The 17,880-nt window shown below is 56.2% G+C and carries 11 protein-coding genes and 1 tRNA gene; 7 read left to right on the top strand and 5 right to left on the bottom strand.

Annotation, left to right across the window (positions count from 1 at the left end; genetic code table 11):
* Window positions 1-3: 3 nt before the first annotated feature.
* The 3 genes from M9920_00645 to M9920_00635 form a co-directional block, all read right to left on the bottom strand.
* On the bottom strand, window positions 4-219 hold the full coding sequence (locus M9920_00645; GenBank protein MCO5050800.1) for a hypothetical protein: 216 nt from the start codon (window positions 217-219) through the stop codon (window positions 4-6).
* Window positions 220-463: 244 nt separating this feature from the next.
* Window positions 464-1,867 (bottom strand): saccharopine dehydrogenase NADP-binding domain-containing protein, encoded by a 1,404-nt coding sequence (locus M9920_00640; protein MCO5050799.1) that lies wholly within the window; start codon window positions 1,865-1,867, stop codon window positions 464-466.
* A 160-nt stretch (window positions 1,868-2,027) separates the two neighbouring features.
* Window positions 2,028-2,234, bottom strand: coding sequence for a hypothetical protein (locus tag M9920_00635; GenBank protein MCO5050798.1), 207 nt, complete (start codon window positions 2,232-2,234; stop codon window positions 2,028-2,030).
* A gap of 759 nt (window positions 2,235-2,993) precedes the next feature.
* Between M9920_00635 and M9920_00630 the strand changes: the two genes are divergently transcribed.
* Genes M9920_00630 through M9920_00620 form a run of 3 tightly spaced genes read left to right on the top strand, consistent with a single transcriptional unit; the run spans window position 2,994 to window position 6,005 of the window.
* Window positions 2,994-3,515 (top strand): hypothetical protein, encoded by a 522-nt coding sequence (locus M9920_00630; protein MCO5050797.1) that lies wholly within the window; start codon window positions 2,994-2,996, stop codon window positions 3,513-3,515.
* A gap of 29 nt (window positions 3,516-3,544) precedes the next feature.
* Window positions 3,545-4,585 (top strand): ATP-binding protein, encoded by a 1,041-nt coding sequence (locus M9920_00625; GenBank protein ID MCO5050796.1) that lies wholly within the window; start codon window positions 3,545-3,547, stop codon window positions 4,583-4,585.
* The gene (locus M9920_00620; protein MCO5050795.1) at window positions 4,569-6,005 is read left to right on the top strand and encodes a sigma-54 dependent transcriptional regulator; all 1,437 of its coding nucleotides are present in this window, start codon (window positions 4,569-4,571) and stop codon (window positions 6,003-6,005) included. Before M9920_00625 ends, M9920_00620 begins: the two co-directional genes overlap by 17 nt.
* 314 nt (window positions 6,006-6,319) lie before the next feature.
* Here the strand turns inward: M9920_00620 and M9920_00615 are convergent.
* Window positions 6,320-6,409: transfer RNA gene (locus M9920_00615), tRNA-Ser, on the bottom strand.
* A gap of 317 nt (window positions 6,410-6,726) precedes the next feature.
* On the opposite strand from M9920_00615, the gene M9920_00610 reads away from it, so the two are divergent.
* Window positions 6,727-7,983: a site-specific integrase gene (locus M9920_00610; protein ID MCO5050794.1), complete on the top strand. Its 1,257-nt coding sequence runs from the start codon at window positions 6,727-6,729 to the stop codon at window positions 7,981-7,983.
* 146 nt (window positions 7,984-8,129) lie between these two features.
* Here the strand turns inward: M9920_00610 and M9920_00605 are convergent, their stop codons facing one another.
* Window positions 8,130-8,441, bottom strand: a complete 312-nt coding sequence (locus tag M9920_00605; protein ID MCO5050793.1) for a helix-turn-helix transcriptional regulator — start codon at window positions 8,439-8,441, stop codon at window positions 8,130-8,132.
* Between the two features lie 178 nt (window positions 8,442-8,619).
* Here M9920_00605 and M9920_00600 point away from each other — a divergent pair, with 178 nt between their 5' ends.
* From M9920_00600 to M9920_00590, 3 genes are read left to right on the top strand one after another with little or no spacing between them, the layout of a single operon-like run.
* The gene (locus tag M9920_00600; GenBank protein ID MCO5050792.1) at window positions 8,620-10,134 is read left to right on the top strand and encodes a hypothetical protein; all 1,515 of its coding nucleotides are present in this window, start codon (window positions 8,620-8,622) and stop codon (window positions 10,132-10,134) included.
* A 32-nt stretch (window positions 10,135-10,166) separates the two neighbouring features.
* The gene (locus tag M9920_00595) at window positions 10,167-17,516 is read left to right on the top strand and encodes a pre-toxin TG domain-containing protein (protein ID MCO5050791.1); all 7,350 of its coding nucleotides are present in this window, start codon (window positions 10,167-10,169) and stop codon (window positions 17,514-17,516) included.
* Entirely contained in the window at window positions 17,513-17,878 is a 366-nt protein-coding gene (locus M9920_00590) for a DUF2019 domain-containing protein (protein MCO5050790.1), read from the top strand. The genes M9920_00595 and M9920_00590 overlap by 4 nt, the downstream gene beginning before the upstream one ends.
* Window positions 17,879-17,880 lie beyond the last annotated feature (2 nt).

Raw genomic sequence — 17,880 nt, 5'->3', positions numbered from 1 at the left:
TTTTCAGTTGTGAGTTATGGTTTCGACAAAGTTTGGCTTCCACAATTTTCGTATCCCGTGATGCACCAAGCGCGGTTGGCGTCCGGGGCGCACGTTGATGCGAAACTTGAACGGGCTGAATCGGGTCGGATCGCATGGACGCGATTCCGTCGTTTCGGTTTTCCACGCCGTCACCGCGAACCCCGGCGTGGCCAAGTCGTAATGATAGTTTTTTTTCATATTGGTTCTCCGGTTGATGGCGCACTGTTGCACCGTTTGCCGTCTTATAGCGGAGATTGTGCCAACTGGGGGCAGGGGAATTACTGGCCGAATTTACGCGGGTTTGTCGCGGTGCGACGCCATGCGGCGTCTCTGGCGGTTGATTAACCACCAGTGCCGGTTTGATTTGTGCCAGCCGCGGCGCGACCGGCAGGTTCTCGACCGTTGGGGAGCTTGACGATTCCGAGTGTTATGAGCGCCGGGATTATCCGGCGACCAATGTGTCGGCCACCAGCAGACCGGGTCGCAATCGAGGTTCGTGTCGGGTGCGCACCAGCGAATGGTTGGTCTTGGCAAAGATGGAGTGTTCCACGCGCAACGCCGCGAAAGCGACATCGGAATAAACCGTATCGTACAGGTCGCTGGCGAAATGGACGCGCGGCGGCAATGGCTCGAAAGTAAGGGCAAAGAGGGCGGCATCCATGCCCACGGCGACTTGCGCGCAGGTGGCGTTGGTGCCGGTGACGTCGCGGTTCGCGAGGCGGTGCAGGTAGTAAACCCGTTGATCCGGATAATCCAGACAGACTCCGATCGTGTCCTCGCCCGCCAACGGCATGGAGGTGTTATTGCCGATTAACAAATCCTCGATTTTCACCTGGCCGTGGGCGCGTTTTTTTTCCTCCAGATAAGCCATCGTTTTGGGGTGGACGGCATAAACGTATTTGGAAGAGGCGCCGAGTTTGGCTCCGAGTTTGACGTTTTCCTCGTGCAAAACCAACAGGCCCTGCGGATACTCCGGTAATTCCATGACGGGTCGCATTACGGATTCCAATGATTCGCGGTGCTCCAGGGAATTGCCGGGGTGCAGGTGCAACGCGCCGTTGATCACCTGACCGGTCTTGTCCCAAACCGCTTCGGTCAGGAACTCCTGTCGCGACCACGTGATGATCGGTTGCCAGCCGCCAACGGGCACGGAAGTGTCGTATTCGAAATGGATGATTTCGTTGGGCGCGCCGTAGTTTCGAAATCCGTGCCAGACCCAAAGATTGACGACTCCCGGATTCATGCCCGAGCTGAGGATGTGCGGCGCATTGCGCGGCGTGTTGCGGCTGAATTGCCGATCCGCCAACACCTCGGCGATCCCACGCTTCACCTCATTCAGCGCCGTGTTCACGTAGGTCACGCCCACTTCGTCCGTTGCGGCCAGCACCGGCAACGTATCCAGGTCGGTGAGGTCCACGACGATGTTGATCCGCTTTTGACGTAATAATTCGTGGTAAGCCGGCGTGTCCTTCGGAAACTGAAACGCGCGCTGGATGAATTCGTAGTGCAACCTTCCGTGATCCAGATAAGGATTGCGGGTCACCCGGTCGTTGGGGTCCACCAACACCAACTGGCCGAAGTCGTTTCGCCGCGCCGCCAGCCGCAGCAAGAACGCCTGCGCCACATGGCCCGAAGCGCCCAGAATCAGCAGTTGCGGTTTGGATGCCGCTCCATTCACACGCTGCGCCCACCAACCAAAGGAACGATCCGTGCGCCGGCTGCGATTTAATTTCCTTCCGGGTGACGAGCGTTTCGTCAAATGATTGGCGCGTCCGGCGTCCTTGGCCGGACGCAATGGTTTGACGCGCTGGAGATTCTTTGGTTTGGGTGCGGAGTTTTTAGCCATATCGTTTTACCTTTTTGCCGTTTCAAGTGTTCGGTTGAGTTACCACTACATTCGCTCATTCCTCATGACCCCAGCAAACTGAAGCCATCCTTTCTCTTGCGCCCAATCCGCGGCGAACTCCTTGAAGCGCGCGGTTGGCGTGTGTCGGCTCGGTGTAAACTTACCGCAAGGTAAAACTGCGGATCGGTTGATTGCCCTGGACGATTCCGATCCACGATCCGTGCCGGTCGTGCGTTGCGCTGGTGGTGCGGGCAAAATTACGCGCGTTTGTACTGATCTCCCGGCCTGAATCCCACCGTTGGTCCGTGGTGGTTTCAGACGACAAACCTCGAAACGCTTGAATCACCAGCGCAGCTTGTGGCGACATTATAGGTTCGCAACGCCGATGTGTCCCGCACTTTTTCAATTTTTTAACCCGTGACGCTGATTTTGGAGTGGAGTGTTGCTCGATGTGTTCAACAACGCGTGCGGTTTCGTGAGCATTCAGATTGCGATGGTCAGAGATTATAGCCTGACTGATTCCCACCGCTCGGGCCGCTTTAGCTTTCGGTGCGGCAATAGAACGTGAGTGAGGTTCACGGTTGCCGGCGCTCGTGAGGATCGCGCCACGCAGGAAGCTCCGTCGCGTTTGCTGTGAATCGCGCGAACCGAAATTTCCCTGTGTTCTTCCTGCCAGGATGACACCGTCATGGGTCGAATCGTTGTCCGTTCGGTCGGCGATCTTTTTGTGATGAGTATCATGCGTTTTGCTTTGATGAGCGTGAGTCGGCCGATTCGTCAGACGGCTGGCCCGACGAACCACTTGCGTTTAGCTGAGGGCGTGCCAGTTGAGTTGATGCCTCGTTCGTCGGGATTTCTCAAACCTTTTATGCGTCGCGCCATTGGCTTGAGCGATTTCATGCCGCGTCCGGTCTGTTTTGTATCGCCATCTGAGGCGATTTCCGGAGTGGTGCAATCATCGCCGCGCCCTGCGTGCTGTTGGTTTTGTCGCAGCGGCTGAGTTGCATTTGAGTCAGTGGTATGGGGTATAACTCTGCCACCGCACGATTGAATCGCGGGGTTGCGATTCACCGCAAAGTGAAGGCTTCATTGCGTTGGCATACCGTTGGCTAAGGTCAGTGATGTTATGACCGGATTCAGTTTAATTTTGGGCGTGGTGGCGTTGGTGGCGGTAATCGTCGCGGATTTTGTCATCCGCCTCGTGCTGGCGCCGCATCGGCGTGATGAGTGGACCGCTGCCTTGCTCGACAGTTTGATCAAACCCATGCCCAAAGTGCAGCGGAGCGGGATGTTTCCGGCCAGCGTCGCCATGGATGAAACGCTGTGCGAAAGTTTGCTGCGACATTTCGAGCAATCCACCGCGACGCGGCAAATCCTGGGTTTGCTGTCGGAACAGAGTGATGGGATGAATGAATCCGAAGTGCGGGAAACGGTGAATCGGCGGCTCGCGGAAAGTGAATCACGCGAGCTTCCCGCTGCCGCCGTTCGTCGGATCGCGCTCATTTTGAAAAACGCGGGATTGGTTTCATTTTCGCAACGCCGCTTGAAGTTGACCGTGGCCGGACAGCGATTGCACGCGTTGTCGGAAGCGCGCGCTTCGGTCTCGGCCGAACCCGCGGGGCGCGCTTTTGCTTTGCTCGCGGTTTAAGGGGTCACTACGCTTCCGGCCACAGGCTCATGCTTGCCAGAATTCCATTTCGCCTCACTGAATTATTACTCGTCGCCACGGTGATCATCCTCGCGCTGGTCTGGGCGGAACGCATCGCCTGGCGCCAGATTGACGCGTTGCGTTCCGAAATCACCCCCGCTCAGATTACTGAAGTCGCCACTGATTTCGCCGCCGCCGAACGGTTTGTCGCCGACACCAATGCCGCTTTGAAGCGGGTGCAACAATTTTTATTGCTCTCACTGTTGGGGTTGCTGGTGAGCGGAAGCGTCATTTTGATTTTGATTTATCGCCGCCTGATCGCACCGTTGCGCACCGGTCTGTCCGAAAGCCACGCGATTATTGAGCGCCAGGAAAAACTGGCGTCGTTGGGCGTGCTCGCCGCCGGCATTGCCCATGAAATCCGCAATCCGCTGACGGCCATCAAAGTGCGTGTTTTCAGTCTGAAAGCGTCGTCGCCGTCCGCTGCTTCCGATCGCGAGGATTTGGAGGTCATCGAGCATGAGATTGATCGGTTGGAACGCATTGTCCGGGACTTCCTGCAATTCGCCCGTCCCACCGAGCCTGACCTGCAGCCGGTTGCCGTCGGCAAACTTCTGCGGGATGTCGTCGCGTTGTTGGCCGCCGATCTAAGCCAGCGCGGGCTGCAATTCAAACTGGACCTGGATGCGGACGGAACGGTGCGGGCGGATGCCAACAAAATGAGGCAGGTGCTGATCAACATGATTCAAAACGCAGCGGAGAGCACCGAAACGGGCGGCACGATCAGCTTGCGCACAAATCTTGAGAAACGCGTTCTGGATGGAAAATCCGGCCGGGTCATGATTTTGGAGATCAGCGACACTGGACGGGGGATTCCACCTGAGGTTGAAAAGCGGATGTTTGATCCGTTTTTTACGACCAAAGAAAGCGGCACCGGTTTGGGGTTGGGTATCGCCGCGCGGATTGTGGAGCAGCACGGCGGGGTCATTCATTATCAAACGGAATTGAATCACGGCACCACTTTTAGCATCATACTTCCGCTCGCGCCAAACGATGAAACCCAAGCCTAACATTCTGCTGGTCGAGGATGACCCGAACGTCGCCTCCGGATTGCAAAAGGTGATGCGCGCCAACGGCTATGAGGTCACCACCTTGGGTCGCGGTGACACCGGATTGGAGCAAGCCATTGCGCGATCCTTCGATGTCGTCATCACGGACCTTCGTTTGCCCGGCCTGGATGGACTCGAACTCGTCCGCCAACTGCACCAAGCCAAGCCCAAGCTGCCCATCATTCTCATCACGGCGCACGGTTCAACCGAGGTCGCCATCGAAGCCACCAAATGGGGCGCCTTCGACTATGTGCCCAAACCGTTTGAAGTCGAGGAGTTGCTCGATCTGATGGCGAAGGCGCTCGAAAGCAGCCGGCTCATGTCCGAACCCGTGGACATGGGCGAGGCCGTATCGGGGCGCACGGCCATCATTGGTAACAGCCGGATCATGCAAGGCATTTACAAGGAGATCGGGCGTGTGGCGGCGGCTTCCGTCACCGTCTTGATTCGTGGCGACACCGGCACCGGCAAGGAATTGATCGCTCGCGCCATTTACCAGCACAGCAATCGTGCGGACGCTCCTTTCATCGCCATCAACTGCGCGGCGATTCCCGAAATGCTGCTGGAAAGCGAACTCTTCGGTCACGAACGCGGTTCGTTCACCGGCGCGGACGCGCGGCGGATTGGTCGCTTTGAACAAGCCAGCGGCGGCACGATTTTTCTGGATGAGATCGGCGACATGGACGCCAATCTCCAGGCGAAACTGCTGCGCGTGCTCCAGGACAAGGTGATTCAACGCGTGGGCGGGCGCGAAAACATTCCCGTGGACGTGCGGATCATCGCCGCCACGCATCGCGATTTGGAAGCCGCCATTCGCGAACGTCTGTTTCGCGAAGACCTGTTTTACCGGTTGAGTGTCGTGACGATCAAACTTCCGCCGCTCCAGCAACGCCAGGAAGACATTCCTGACATGGTCCGCTATTTTCTGCGGCGGTACGGACCGGAAGCCGGAGTCGCCTCGCCCGCCATTGCGCCGGAAGCCATAACCTATCTGCAAAATCAGAATTGGCCGGGCAACGTGCGCGAGCTGGAGAACACCGTTCGCAAAGCGCTTTTGACCGCGCGCGATTACACCATCAGTCTGGAACACGTCAAAGACGTGCTCACCCAGGCGCGTGAGCCGGTGGCGACCTCGACGCAATCTCATGCCGCTTATATCACGGCTTTGCTGGATCAGGTTGAACGCGGTGAAATTCATAATGCTTTCGCCCGGATGTTGGCGGATCTCGAACCTGAACTTTACGCGCAAGCCATTCGCCGCGCTCGCGGCAACATCACCAAAGCCGCGCAATGGCTGGGGGTGACCCGTCTGAAAGTGCGGGAAAAATTGAAAGAATTCGGATTGCCCCACCATCGCGAGCACGACACCACCCCGCAGTGATTGAATTACCGCCGACCGAAAAGTCCTGCTCCGCCCCGCGCCGACCGGTTGCATTTTTCTGAGAGGGCCACGTTCCATCGTATCCCAGATTAGTTGGGGACGACGTGGAAGTCGTCCCTCCCGGCATGATAATGCGCCCTATCACCTCTCGCCTCATCCTTCATCGTGCCTCGTAGTTCGCCCGCCTCTCGGTGACTCTGCGCCTCGGTGGCCGTTAATACCGGAGTGGTAAATGTGTTTTACCTCGGTATTGATTTCACTGGCACTTGCCTCCTCTGGCTTTGCCATTCTTTTGGTGATCAATGTTTTTAGGGTGGCGGAAGGGGTGGGATTCGAACCCACGGATGAGTTGCCCCATCTCCTGATTTCGAGTCAGATGCCTTTAACCACTCAGCCACCCTTCCGTTCGGTTGATTTTATTGAGTAATTATCGCTTTTCGGCGAATCATTACTTGCGTTTTCTATACCGCTGTTCTATACTATCTTCATGAATGGCAATTCATCCGATAGTGCAGACCCGCGTTGGCAAAAAACGCCCGTGGCCAATCTCGTGCGCCACGTTCAATCAGGAAACTATTATGCGCGAATCCGCGTGCGCGGCAAGCTGATTTGGAAATCCCTCAAGACAGATCGAATCAGTGTTGCCAAGTTGCGGCTGGGAGATTTTCACAAAGAGGAACGCCAGCGCGCCGCTGCTCATCAAGCCGTCGCACGAGGCAAGATGACCTTCGGCGCGGCTCTGGAAACCTATCGCGAACGCCTCAAGGGGGATTATTCGCTGAAGGACCGGAGCAAGGCTTTTCGGGAAGAACGCATTACGGCGCTCCTGAAGTCGTGGCCCGATCTGGAACAAACCGACGTTGCTCAAATCTCCAAGACCGATTGTCTCACATGGGCCGCCCGCTTTGGACAGACGGCCAGCCCCTCGGCGTTTAACAACACGGTCGGCACGCTCAAACTGGTCTTGGACATTGCCGTTGAAGCGGGCGCGCGTTACGACAATCCCGCCACCCACATCAAGCGGAAACGAATTCGCCAAAAGGTCTTGCACCTTCCAACCCAGGACAAATTTCCCGAACTGGTTGCGACCATCCGAAAGGCCGATGGCGCATGGGGTCGAAAGTGCGCCGACCTCGTTGAGTTTCTGGCTTTCAGCGGTTGCCGGAAGGGTGAAGCGGCCCGGGTTGAAGGCCAGCATTGCGATTTTGAGAAAGGTGAAATCACGATTCAAGGCGATCCTGTCACCGGAACGAAGAATTGGGAAATCCGCCGCGTGCCGATGATTCCCGACATGCGCCGATTGCTTGAACGCATCAGAGGCGAGCGTGACGAAAAGGAATTCCTAGCGAGTCCCGTCATGCGAGTGAAAGAGTGCCAGGGGGCAATCAACTCAGCCTGCAAGACGCTAGGAATTGCCCGCTTCACGCACCACGACTTGCGCCACTTGTTTGCAACTCGGTGTATCGAATCCGAGGTGGACATTCCCACGGTATCGCGCTGGCTCGGGCACAAAGACGGCGGGGCACTGGCGATGAAGACTTACGGCCATCTGCGCGATCAACATTCGGCAAACATGGCACAGAAAGTTGTGTTCTCTGAAACCGCAACAAACATTGTGCCGTTGCCGCTGAACGGCACCGCTCCATTGAAGAATGAACCCGCGTTGGGCACTAACGCAACAGACAACAAGACGGCAATTGCCCAAGCGAAAGCTAAGTATGCTTACCCGTGGTGGGCCTCAAAAAATTCGCAGGAGGTTTTCTGGGGCCAGTTGAATGAGTCGGTGCAGATTGTGCCGCTGGAGAAATTCCACGAGTGCGCCAAGCAAGCGATGAATCGCGAATTGTTCGCCGACGAATTGGCCGAACGAGAATCATTGCGGGAGGAATTCATCGCGCGGATCCCGAATGCGACTCACGTAGAGTTGACCGGAAGAATCTATCCGAGGGAAACTGATGCAAAGTTGAAAGCGAGCTGATTGATTCGCGAGTAAAATTCGGGCTGTCACCGAAAGCGCACCCGCGCACGGCCCACCCGCCCTCCCTAAAAAATTCAGCCCATCCGGGCGGGCCAGTCGGCCAAATCATATCGCATTCTGCGTCCAGAGCACCGCAATCAAAGCGATCATTTGTCAGCGCGTGTTGGATATAGGGATATTTTTGAGCCGCTTTGAAACTGGGGGCCAACTTTGCTTAATGTCACGTTTCGAGGAAATAATTCTTCGAGTGCGATACCCAAAACGCGAGAGAGAAAGAGCATTTCGCAATCCGGCACCCGCCGCCGGCGCAATTCCAAACTGGCCAGGGAATCCCTGCTGATACTCCAACCGCGCAGTTGCAACTTTGCTGCGAAAGCTTCTTGCGACCAACCTTTGTTAGCCCGCCACTTCTTGACCTGCGGGCCAATCAGATTCAGAGGGGGTTTGGATTTCGCCACAATCCCGTGACACTAGCGGGTGGAAACAGAGCGAGTTGTGTCCACGCACACACATTCCGAAAAAAGACTTGCGCATCTTGGAAAGCGGCGTATCAAGGACGCGGGTAAAATGAAAACTCCACTTCGTCGGAAGAAATGGTCCCCGGGTCAGCTTGTTCATCTGCTTGTCGTCTCAGCAATGCTCCTCCCTTGGGGACGTTCCACCGTTAGCGCCGCACCGCGTCCGCTCTCACCACCTTGGCCGGAATTCGGCCTCATCCACCGGGAAGGCTTCGACCAACCCCTTGCTTTTTCCACCAATCAAACGATTGACAGCGCGGTGTGGTTGGAAAGTTGGACTGGTTATAGCCTGAATCGGCAAGGCAAGGCGGTAACGCCTTGGGCTGTGCCGATGGTGGCTTCCAATACATTCCGCGTTGAGCCAGAGCGAGGCGCGATTCGCTTCTGGTATCGGCCTGACTTCAACAGCGGTAGTGGGCCGGGGCAACCGGCCACGCTGCTGCAACTGGTGAGTGCCAACAGTAAAACCGAGGCGGTGTGGTGGGCGTTGGTGGTTTCGCCGGAAGGAAATGAAATTCATCTGGTTTGCCAGACGGAAAAGGGCGCAGAATCCTGTTTGAATTCCAAAGTGAATTGGGAGGCGGGAAGCTGGCATCTGCTGACGTTTGGGTTCACGCCGACAAACAGCGCACTTTTCATTGACGATCAGCTTGCGGCGGTCGGAGAGGGATTGGCAACCATTCCCAAAGAGGTCGCATCCATCACGAGCCTCGTAGTTGGCAGTACTCTCGCTGGCGAGTCTCCAGCACAAGGTCAGATTGAGGAATTCTCTGTGTTCTCGGGGCGTAAAAAGATGCAGCAAATCATGGGAAACAATTTTGGCCTAAGTGTGGATTGGGAAATTGGGATCTACTACGCCTCACTGTCTAAAACCGCCGCTCTTGGCCCGATCTCTGATGAAGAAATAGCGGCGCGCAAAGCGGCAGCGGAAAAACGCAAAGCGGAACGCCTGGCCTTGGGCCTTGATGACGAAAGTGGCGGTGGCCCACAAATGTTGCGTTTGGTTGGTGGCACCAGTGAGTGCCTCACCAATTCGCGTTTGTACATCACTAACACCGTTGCCGTATTTGATACGAACAGCGGTTGGACGGTGCAATTTGACGTGCAAGGGACAAATGTGCTGGGAGCAACAGGCGGGCCGGTGGATATTTTCAGCACGACGAATCTGGCGGGGACGAACTGGTTGTTTTTGGAGCGCGGGCCGAGTTGTTCCACCTACCAGTACACCAATCAATTTCCAGAGGGGGCTTTCTATATTCTTGGAGACGGGATGATTGACCCTGACGGAGACGGCATGAGCACGGCCTACGAACGGCTCGTCTCTCATAGTGACCCGCTGGTCTGGAATTTTCTGGATACGGACGGCGACGGTTTGTCCGATGCCTGGGAATTGGCCAACGGCTACAATCCGACCCAGGCGGACAGCGACGGGAATGGAATCCCGGATGGCTACGAGGACAAGGATGGCGATGGTTTGGCGAATATCATGGAAGCGGCCTTTGCCGGAAATCCCATTGTGTTTAATCTTAACTGGCGCCAGGACACCGATGGCGCGGGGATTCCCGACAGCCTCAGCGCCAGTGCGGACGCCCCGCCGTTTGTAACCTCGTTCGACAAGTGCCCGTTGCCGTAACCGTCGGTTCAATCTCTCAGAATCACTTTGCTATGAAATCTCTATGTTTTTGGGGTGGCCTTGCGGCCATTTTGTTGGCGGGACAACCCTTCGCGGCGGCGCAAACCGCGCCGGGCAATAACGGAGCGCCGAGCTCACAGGTGCAAGTCGAGGCAGGCGCACTCATCAGCCAACGCGCTGAGCACAAGACTGACCTGTTTACCGGCAGCTTTGGGTATTCCGTTCCGATTGCCGGGGCACCGGGACGCGGCGGCAGCGAGCCGGCATTGGCGTTGGTTTATTCCTCCAGCGGGGACAACGGTTGGTGCGGCCTCGGATGGGTGCTGGACATCGGCTACATTGAACGCAACACCAAGGATGGCTTCCCGATGCTCTATGATGCGTCGTCGCCGCCCTTGCCGCTCAAACAGTATGACCCTGCTAAAGGCTTCATCCTGAATTTATTTGGGAAGCAGATGAAACTGCTGACCAACAGCGCGAGTGAATATCGCGCCGAAGTGGACAAGGACTTTCTGCGTTGCCAGTTTGATACGGCCAACAACCGCTGGGATGTGTTCGACAAGAGCGGGACGGTGTATCGGTTTGGTTACACCAATCGGGTGCTGAATCCAAATTCCGGTTGGACGGCGAACTACACCGGCACGTTTCGCTGGGCCTTGGAAGAAATTATCACCGCCACAGGCGAGCGCACGACCATCACATATCAAACTCACTCAACTTCCGATGTCGGGACGGCGCGGATGCTTTATCCCGACATCGTTGCCTACAACGGGCACACGAACTGGAATGGCTACGCAGCCAACCAAACGCCGACACACACGATTCAATTTGGCCTGCAACCACGCACCGACACTCGGATTTCGTATCGGTCTGGTTTTCGCGTCGTACAAGACATGCGGTTGACCAACATCGTTTGTCAGGCCAACGGGCAAAATGTCCGGCGGTATGCCTTGGAATATGATTACTCCCCGGCAACCAAGCGTTCGTTGCTGGCGCGGATACGAACCTTCGGCGCAGACGACACTTCTGAGCTTCCCGCTCAATCTTTCGCTTACCAGAACAAGCCACTAACATTCGCGCCCAAGGTGAAATGGAAAGATATTTCGGTGGCGACTCCCAGCATCACGGAACGGGACATTTACGGCAACGCCTTCACCGATTTGATTGATATGGATGGCGATGGGTTGCCGGATCGGGTGCGGTGGGATTCCAGCACCACTCCAGATCGCTACTTTGTGCAACGCAACCTGGGTTTGGCAGCGAGCGGAACCGAAGGCGCATTTGCCACCAACGAATCCTCTTTCGGCCCGACTTCGGCGGCGAACTTCCCGGAGGGATTTCAGAATAATCAGGCTTGGGCGGGTTTGAATTCGTCACGCGTTCGCATCATGGATGTCAATGGCGACGGCAAACCCGACCGCGTTGGCGATGACTCCACTTACATGCTCAACGCTACGCCACCCTACAACCATTTTGGAGTACAAATCAATTCGGGCAGCGGCTTCAATGCGGATCAAAGCTGGCCGGTAGATACACAAAGCAGCAGCTACTACTACGCGATTGATACTCTCACCGACACAATCAGCGCGGGGCGCACCAGTCTGCTGGACATTAACGGTGACGGCATCCCTGACCGGGTGATGATGGCTTTAAGCGCGCCGTGGAATTATTTTTACGTTCAGTTTGGCACGGGCGCAGGTTTTAGCCCAATCCGCTGCTTCGGGCCGCTGACCAGTCAGGGTAAAACGTCGAGCGTTATCTGGTCGGGTGTGGAAAGCAGTTGGGTTCACATGGTGGACATCAACGGCGACGGGTTGCTGGATCGGGTGATGTTGCCCTTGGGGAGCAACCCCGGTTTTCCCGATAACCCGGTGCAGGACGCCAGTCTCACCAACTTCGTGGTGGAGTTCAACAACGGCTACGGATTCGAGCCACAAGTCTGGCCCGGAGTTTATCCTCAATACGTGCAAAATCCCGTCAATGTGACGCACAACGAATATACCTATGTGCAAAAATTTCCCGACGTGGGTTTGCTCGACCTCAATGGGGATGGCCTCCCGGATCGAGTCATGCCCAAGGAACTCGACAACAACAAAACCACCTGGCTTTTCTACCGTAATACCGGCACGGGGTTCGATACCGTCTCCAACGAAATCAGCGGCATTGACATTCAGAATGCGGTCAATGCTAACAATGAAAACTGGTTTGGGCTGCAAGGCGTGGGTGACAGCCGGATGAACTATGTCAACGGCCATACCATCACCGCCATGCTGGACATGAACGGTGACGGTCTGTTGGATCGCGTCATGGCGGACTACACCTATGCCAACAATCCGTTTGGAACGCCGTTTTACGGCTTGTGGGTACAAACCAATTCCGGCCCGTTCCCGGATTTACTGATGGCGGTAAGCAATGGTATCGGCGGAACGCTTGCCGTGACTTACAAACCTTCGACGACTTGGGATAATCGCCAGGACCCGACCGACGCAAACTCGGGCAAACTATTGCCGTTCCCCATCCAAACCGTTTCGAGCCTGACAGAAAACGATGGAGTGAACACCAATCGCACGACGACGTACCTTTACTCGGGCGGATTTTACGATGGCAGCCGCCACGAGTTTGCTGGTTTCGCCAAAGTCACGGAAACCGACGCTTCCAACCGGCAACAAGTTTATTACTACCATCAAGGCGGTGGGCAAGATCGCATGGCCCTTGGCGGCTACGTGGATGCGAGCACCAATCTCGCGCGCTTCAATCAGCCGGGCGGGGTGACATGGGACAGCTCTGGGAATCTGTACGTGTCAGACACGGCCAACCATGTCATCCGCAAAATCACTCCGGCGGGCGTGGTCACTACTATTGCGGGAAGTCCCGGTCAGGCTGGCGTGACGAACGCCGCCGGCACGGCGGCGCGGTTCAATCATCCGACGGGCATCCTTTACACCGGTGGGTATCTTTATGTGGCCGATACGGACAATCATTCCATCCGCCTCATCAATCTCACTGGCAATGTGGTGACCACTTTTGCCGGTAGCAACGGGGTGGCGGGATCTGTGGACAATAATCCGTTTTCCGGAGCGAGATTTTACCGACCGACCAGCCTCGCCTTCAATGTGGCTGGCACGGAACTCTACGTGGCGGACACCGGCAACCACACCATCCGCAAGTTGTCTGGCGCAGGCATGACGACTATCGGCGGTGTCGGGATTCCGGGGACGACGGATAATCCGCCACGATTCAACCATCCGAGCGGTTTGACGTTGGATGGAGGGAATAACCTGTTTATTGCCGATACGGACAATCACACCATTCGCCAAAGGACAGCAGCCGGAGTGGTCAGCACCCTGGCCGGGAGCAGTGGCGTGGCCGGAAGTGCCGATAGCACCTCCTATCTGAACGCACGCTTCAGGTCGCCCTCAGCGGTGGCTTTGAGCGCCGATTTCCAGACGATCTACGTGGCAGATACTGGCAATCAGACGATTCGTAAATTGGTTGCCTCTGGAGTTACCACGGTGGCCGGTCGTGTCGGTAACAGCGGCAACGTGGATGGCATAGGCACAAACGCTTTCTTCAATTCCCTCGCCAGTCTGACCGTGGACGGCAGCGGCAACGTATTCATCGCCGACACGGGAAACAACCTCATCCGCAAGGCCACTCCGTCAGGAAGTTTTCTTGCCGTCACCAATTTTGTTGGCGGCGTGGATACTTACGGCGAGTACGCGGACTCTGGCAGTTTCGCTAAACGCGGGATGCCGTACCGCATCGAAGCCTACGGCAATGACGCGAACCTTTACAGCGTCGTGGTCAATCAGGTGGACCAATTCAGCTTGGGCAACGGGCGGTGGTTTCCGTTCGTCCAACAGACCTTCAACTTCGATTATCCCGGCGGCGGCACACCGCGCATCACCGCCACGCGCTTCGCTTACAACCTCAGCAATGGCAATCTCACCAACCAAATTGCTTTCGGCGAAGTTGCCAACGTGAACCTCACCAGCCTGAGTGCGCCCACGGATGTGGACGCCTCGGACACGCAGTATCACCACACCAGTTACGCGGCTTTAAGCAACACGAACATCCTTAATCTGCCGGACACCATCAAGCTCACGTCCGATGCCGCCGGGAGCACGGTGATTCAGGAACAGAAATTCACCTACAACGCCAACAGTGGCACGGTGGCCACTGAGTTAAATCGGATTTGCGCCGGAAGTTACGCCACCAATCGGTTCGAGGAATACGATGATTACGGCCTACCCACCCTCACCATCAGCCCGGTCGGCGTGCAAACCAAAATCACCGCCTTCGACGCGCTGCATATTTATCCCACTGTGGCGCGGTTGCGCGTGACGGCGGGTTCGGACTTGGCGGGCGACCACATCACCACCACCGCTAACGATGTGCGTTCAGGCGCGGTGACGGATGTGACCGACCCGATGGGAGTTTTGGTTCATAACACCTACGACACGTTCTTCCGGCTGACACAAACGGATAAAACCCCTGTGGGCGGGGCCGCTGTGTGGGTGAAGCAAATCAGTTACGGACCTTTTGCTGTCATCACGGCGGGCAACGCCGTGAACTATGTCCACGCGAAACTCAATGACGGCGTGGACGCGGTGAACGGCGTCGAAAGTCGCACTTACTTTGATGGCTGGGGCCGACCGCTTCAAACCCGCACGGAAGCGGAGGCGGGCAACTACCGCGTCGTCTCCACCGCCTACGACGAACGCGGTGAAGCCTTCCTGACAACCTGGCCCCGCTTTGAAAGCGGCGTCGCCTTCGTCAAGCCCACGGCGCAACCAGGGTTCTTCACCGGCTACGATGCTGCCGGACGCGTGGCGCAAACCCAAACCCGCGTGGAGGCCACGTTTAACACCAACGGCGCATTCGTCAACAAGACCGACAGCACCGGGGACGCGAATTCGCCGCTCGCGCCTCGACTCATGGCTTACACCAACGGCATTGATCCATGGTGGCGGATTACCACCGACGAGGACGGCAAGGTGCGCCGCTACCAACTCGACGCCTTTGGCCGCAACAAACAGATTCAGGAAGTGGACGGGGCGAACACTTACCTGACTTCGTTCAAATATGATCTGGCCGGAAACCTGACGCACATCACCAACCACGTCGGCGAAGTCATTTCCTACGGTCACGATGATTTGGGGAACGTGGTGGCGATGGCCGATCCACACCTGGGCTATTGGATTTATCATCGCGATGCCGCCGGACGGGTGCGGGAACAGATTGACGGCAAGGGACAGAAAATCGCGTTCACCTTCGCCGCCACCTTGAGCCGCCTCAGCCTGAAACAGGTTTACAACGCCGCCACACAGTTGGTCGCCGCCGCCACGTATTCGTACGATTCCGGCGACATCAACCACACGGTCTATAAAGGCCAGTTGTTTCAAGTGACCGACAGCGAAGGCTCGGAGAAAAGTGGCTACGACACCCGGGGACGGCGTATCCGCACCACGCGCCATCTGAACCTTAATAATCAAGATTACGTTACGCGTTTCACGTTCAATGATGGCGACCGGGTGGCCTCCATCATTTATCCGAACTCCGGGCCGACAATCACCAATGAGTATCATGCGGGCGGCTCGCTCAAGCGCGTGGGACGCAGCAGCTACGATTATTACGCGGCCAACGCTGCGAATTTCGATGCGTTCGGGCGGGTACTGCAATTCAGCTTCGGTAATAGCACCACCACCACGCGCAGCAATTACCCCACATCCCAACGGCTCTACAGTCTCAGCGTGCCGGGCGTGTTCGCGCGCGACTATCGTTACAGCGCGGGGGAAGATGTCACCTATCTCAACGGTTCGGGCCTCGCGCCCACGACGGTCACTTACGACAATCTGCACCGCATCAAGACTTACACCGGGCTGCCGGGCAGTGGCTATGCGTATGACCCGGTGGGTAACATCACGAACAGCATCGAGAGCGGCACTGCTTCCTCCTACGGGTATGGCAACGCCCGCAAACAGGCGGTGAAATCTGCCTTCGGGAAAAACTATCTCTACGACAAATGCGGGAACATGATTGTCCGCAACGGTGGCACGACGAACTCGCAAGCACTGGAATACAACGCGGAAAATCGCTTGGTGCGTTTTTCGGAAGTAGGGCGTACGGCGGTGGAATACGGTTACGCGGATAGCGGAGCGCGTTTGTGGCGGCGCTCTTACGTGACCGGTACGAACAGTCCCAAACTACAAATTTGGATTGGCAACCTTTACGAGGAAAAAGACGGCAAGACATTGTTCCATGTGTTTGCGGGCGGGCAACGCATCTGCACTTATGAACGCGACTCCATCTTGAACGGCGGCAGCGGGACGAGCACGAACTATGTCGGTTACTTTTATCACCAAGACCATCTGGGTTCATCCAGTGTCCTGAGCGACTACGCCGGGAATTTGAAAGAGTTGAGTGTGTGGTACCCGTTTGGCCGCACGCAGACGAACAATCCGACGGCGGCGTTCAAAGTCTCGAATAAATTCACCGGGCAGGTGCAGGACGAGGAAACGGGCCTCTATTACTACAACGCTCGTTATTACGACCCGGAGCTTGGCAGGTTCATCCAAGCGGATACGATCATTCCCGATCCTGCCAATCCGCAAAGCTACAACCGGTATGCGTATGTGCTGAATAATCCACTGCGCTATACAGACCCAACGGGCTTTGAGCCTGATGACTTGGATGACATTCCTTTGACGATGGGGGCAGCGCACGCTGCCATGCGCCAGTCAGCGGGCGGCGAGTCAGCACGGCTTTACGACAAGAATGTCAATTCTGCTCACATGATGGCGGGTGGTTTACGGGCAGGAATGGAAATGAATCCGGTGGTGGGCACATTCAACGGCGCTTATGGGGCAATCAAAGGGAAAGATGCGGTTGATTACCACGAACTGACCGGCGTGGAACGAGTAAAATCCGGCGCGGGCGCTGTTCTCTCTGCCGCACCAGTGGCTTTGAAGGTTGAGGCTGGGATAATCCAAGCAGGGAAAGAAGTCAGCGCGGGAATGAAAATTGCCGGCGCAACGGCAAAAGTGGAGAAGGCGACCGCGCAAGGCTTTCAAGCATTCAAATCATTCGATGCGCTCAAGCGCGCTTTAGGGCCAGCGGGTGAAGGCCGAGTCTGGCATCATGTTGTCGAGCAAAGAGCCGCTAACATTGAGAAATTTGGAGCGGAGGCTATTCATAATACTGAAAATGTTGTAAACGCTTCTAGACAATTGAATCAAAAAATTGCTGACTATTATTCAACGAAACAAGCATTCAGCGGCGGCAAGACGGTTCGAGAATGGCTTAACCCGCAGACATACCAACAACAACGGGAGTTTGGAATCAAAGTGATGAACGAGATTAAGGCAACTATGAAAGAATGAAAGTCGAGACGAAGAATGCAGATGTTGGAATGTTGCTGAAATTGTATGTTGAAGCGGCAGTGGCCCATTACTGCGCCACAGAAAAAGGTGATTATCGCACCGCCAATAGACAGCATGATGTTGTAGCTGCCGCGTACCGTGAATTGAGAGGGCGAGGGATTGAAGCACAGCGATCTCTTCTCGTCTTACTTGACCATCCAAATGAAGCTGTTCGCGCGTGGGCGGCGGCTCACGCCTTAGAATTTGCGCCGGACGAAGGCGAACCAATTCTGCAATCAATCGCAAAAGGGTCTGGGGTTTGTAAGCTAAATGCCACGATTACCTTGGATGAGTGGAAAAAAGGCGCGCTAAAATTTCCTTGAAG

The organism is Verrucomicrobiia bacterium (genome assembly GCA_023953615.1).
Classification (GTDB): Bacteria; Verrucomicrobiota; Verrucomicrobiia; order Limisphaerales; family JADLHS01; genus JADLHS01.
This window is presented reverse-complemented; position numbering and strand designations above follow the sequence as displayed.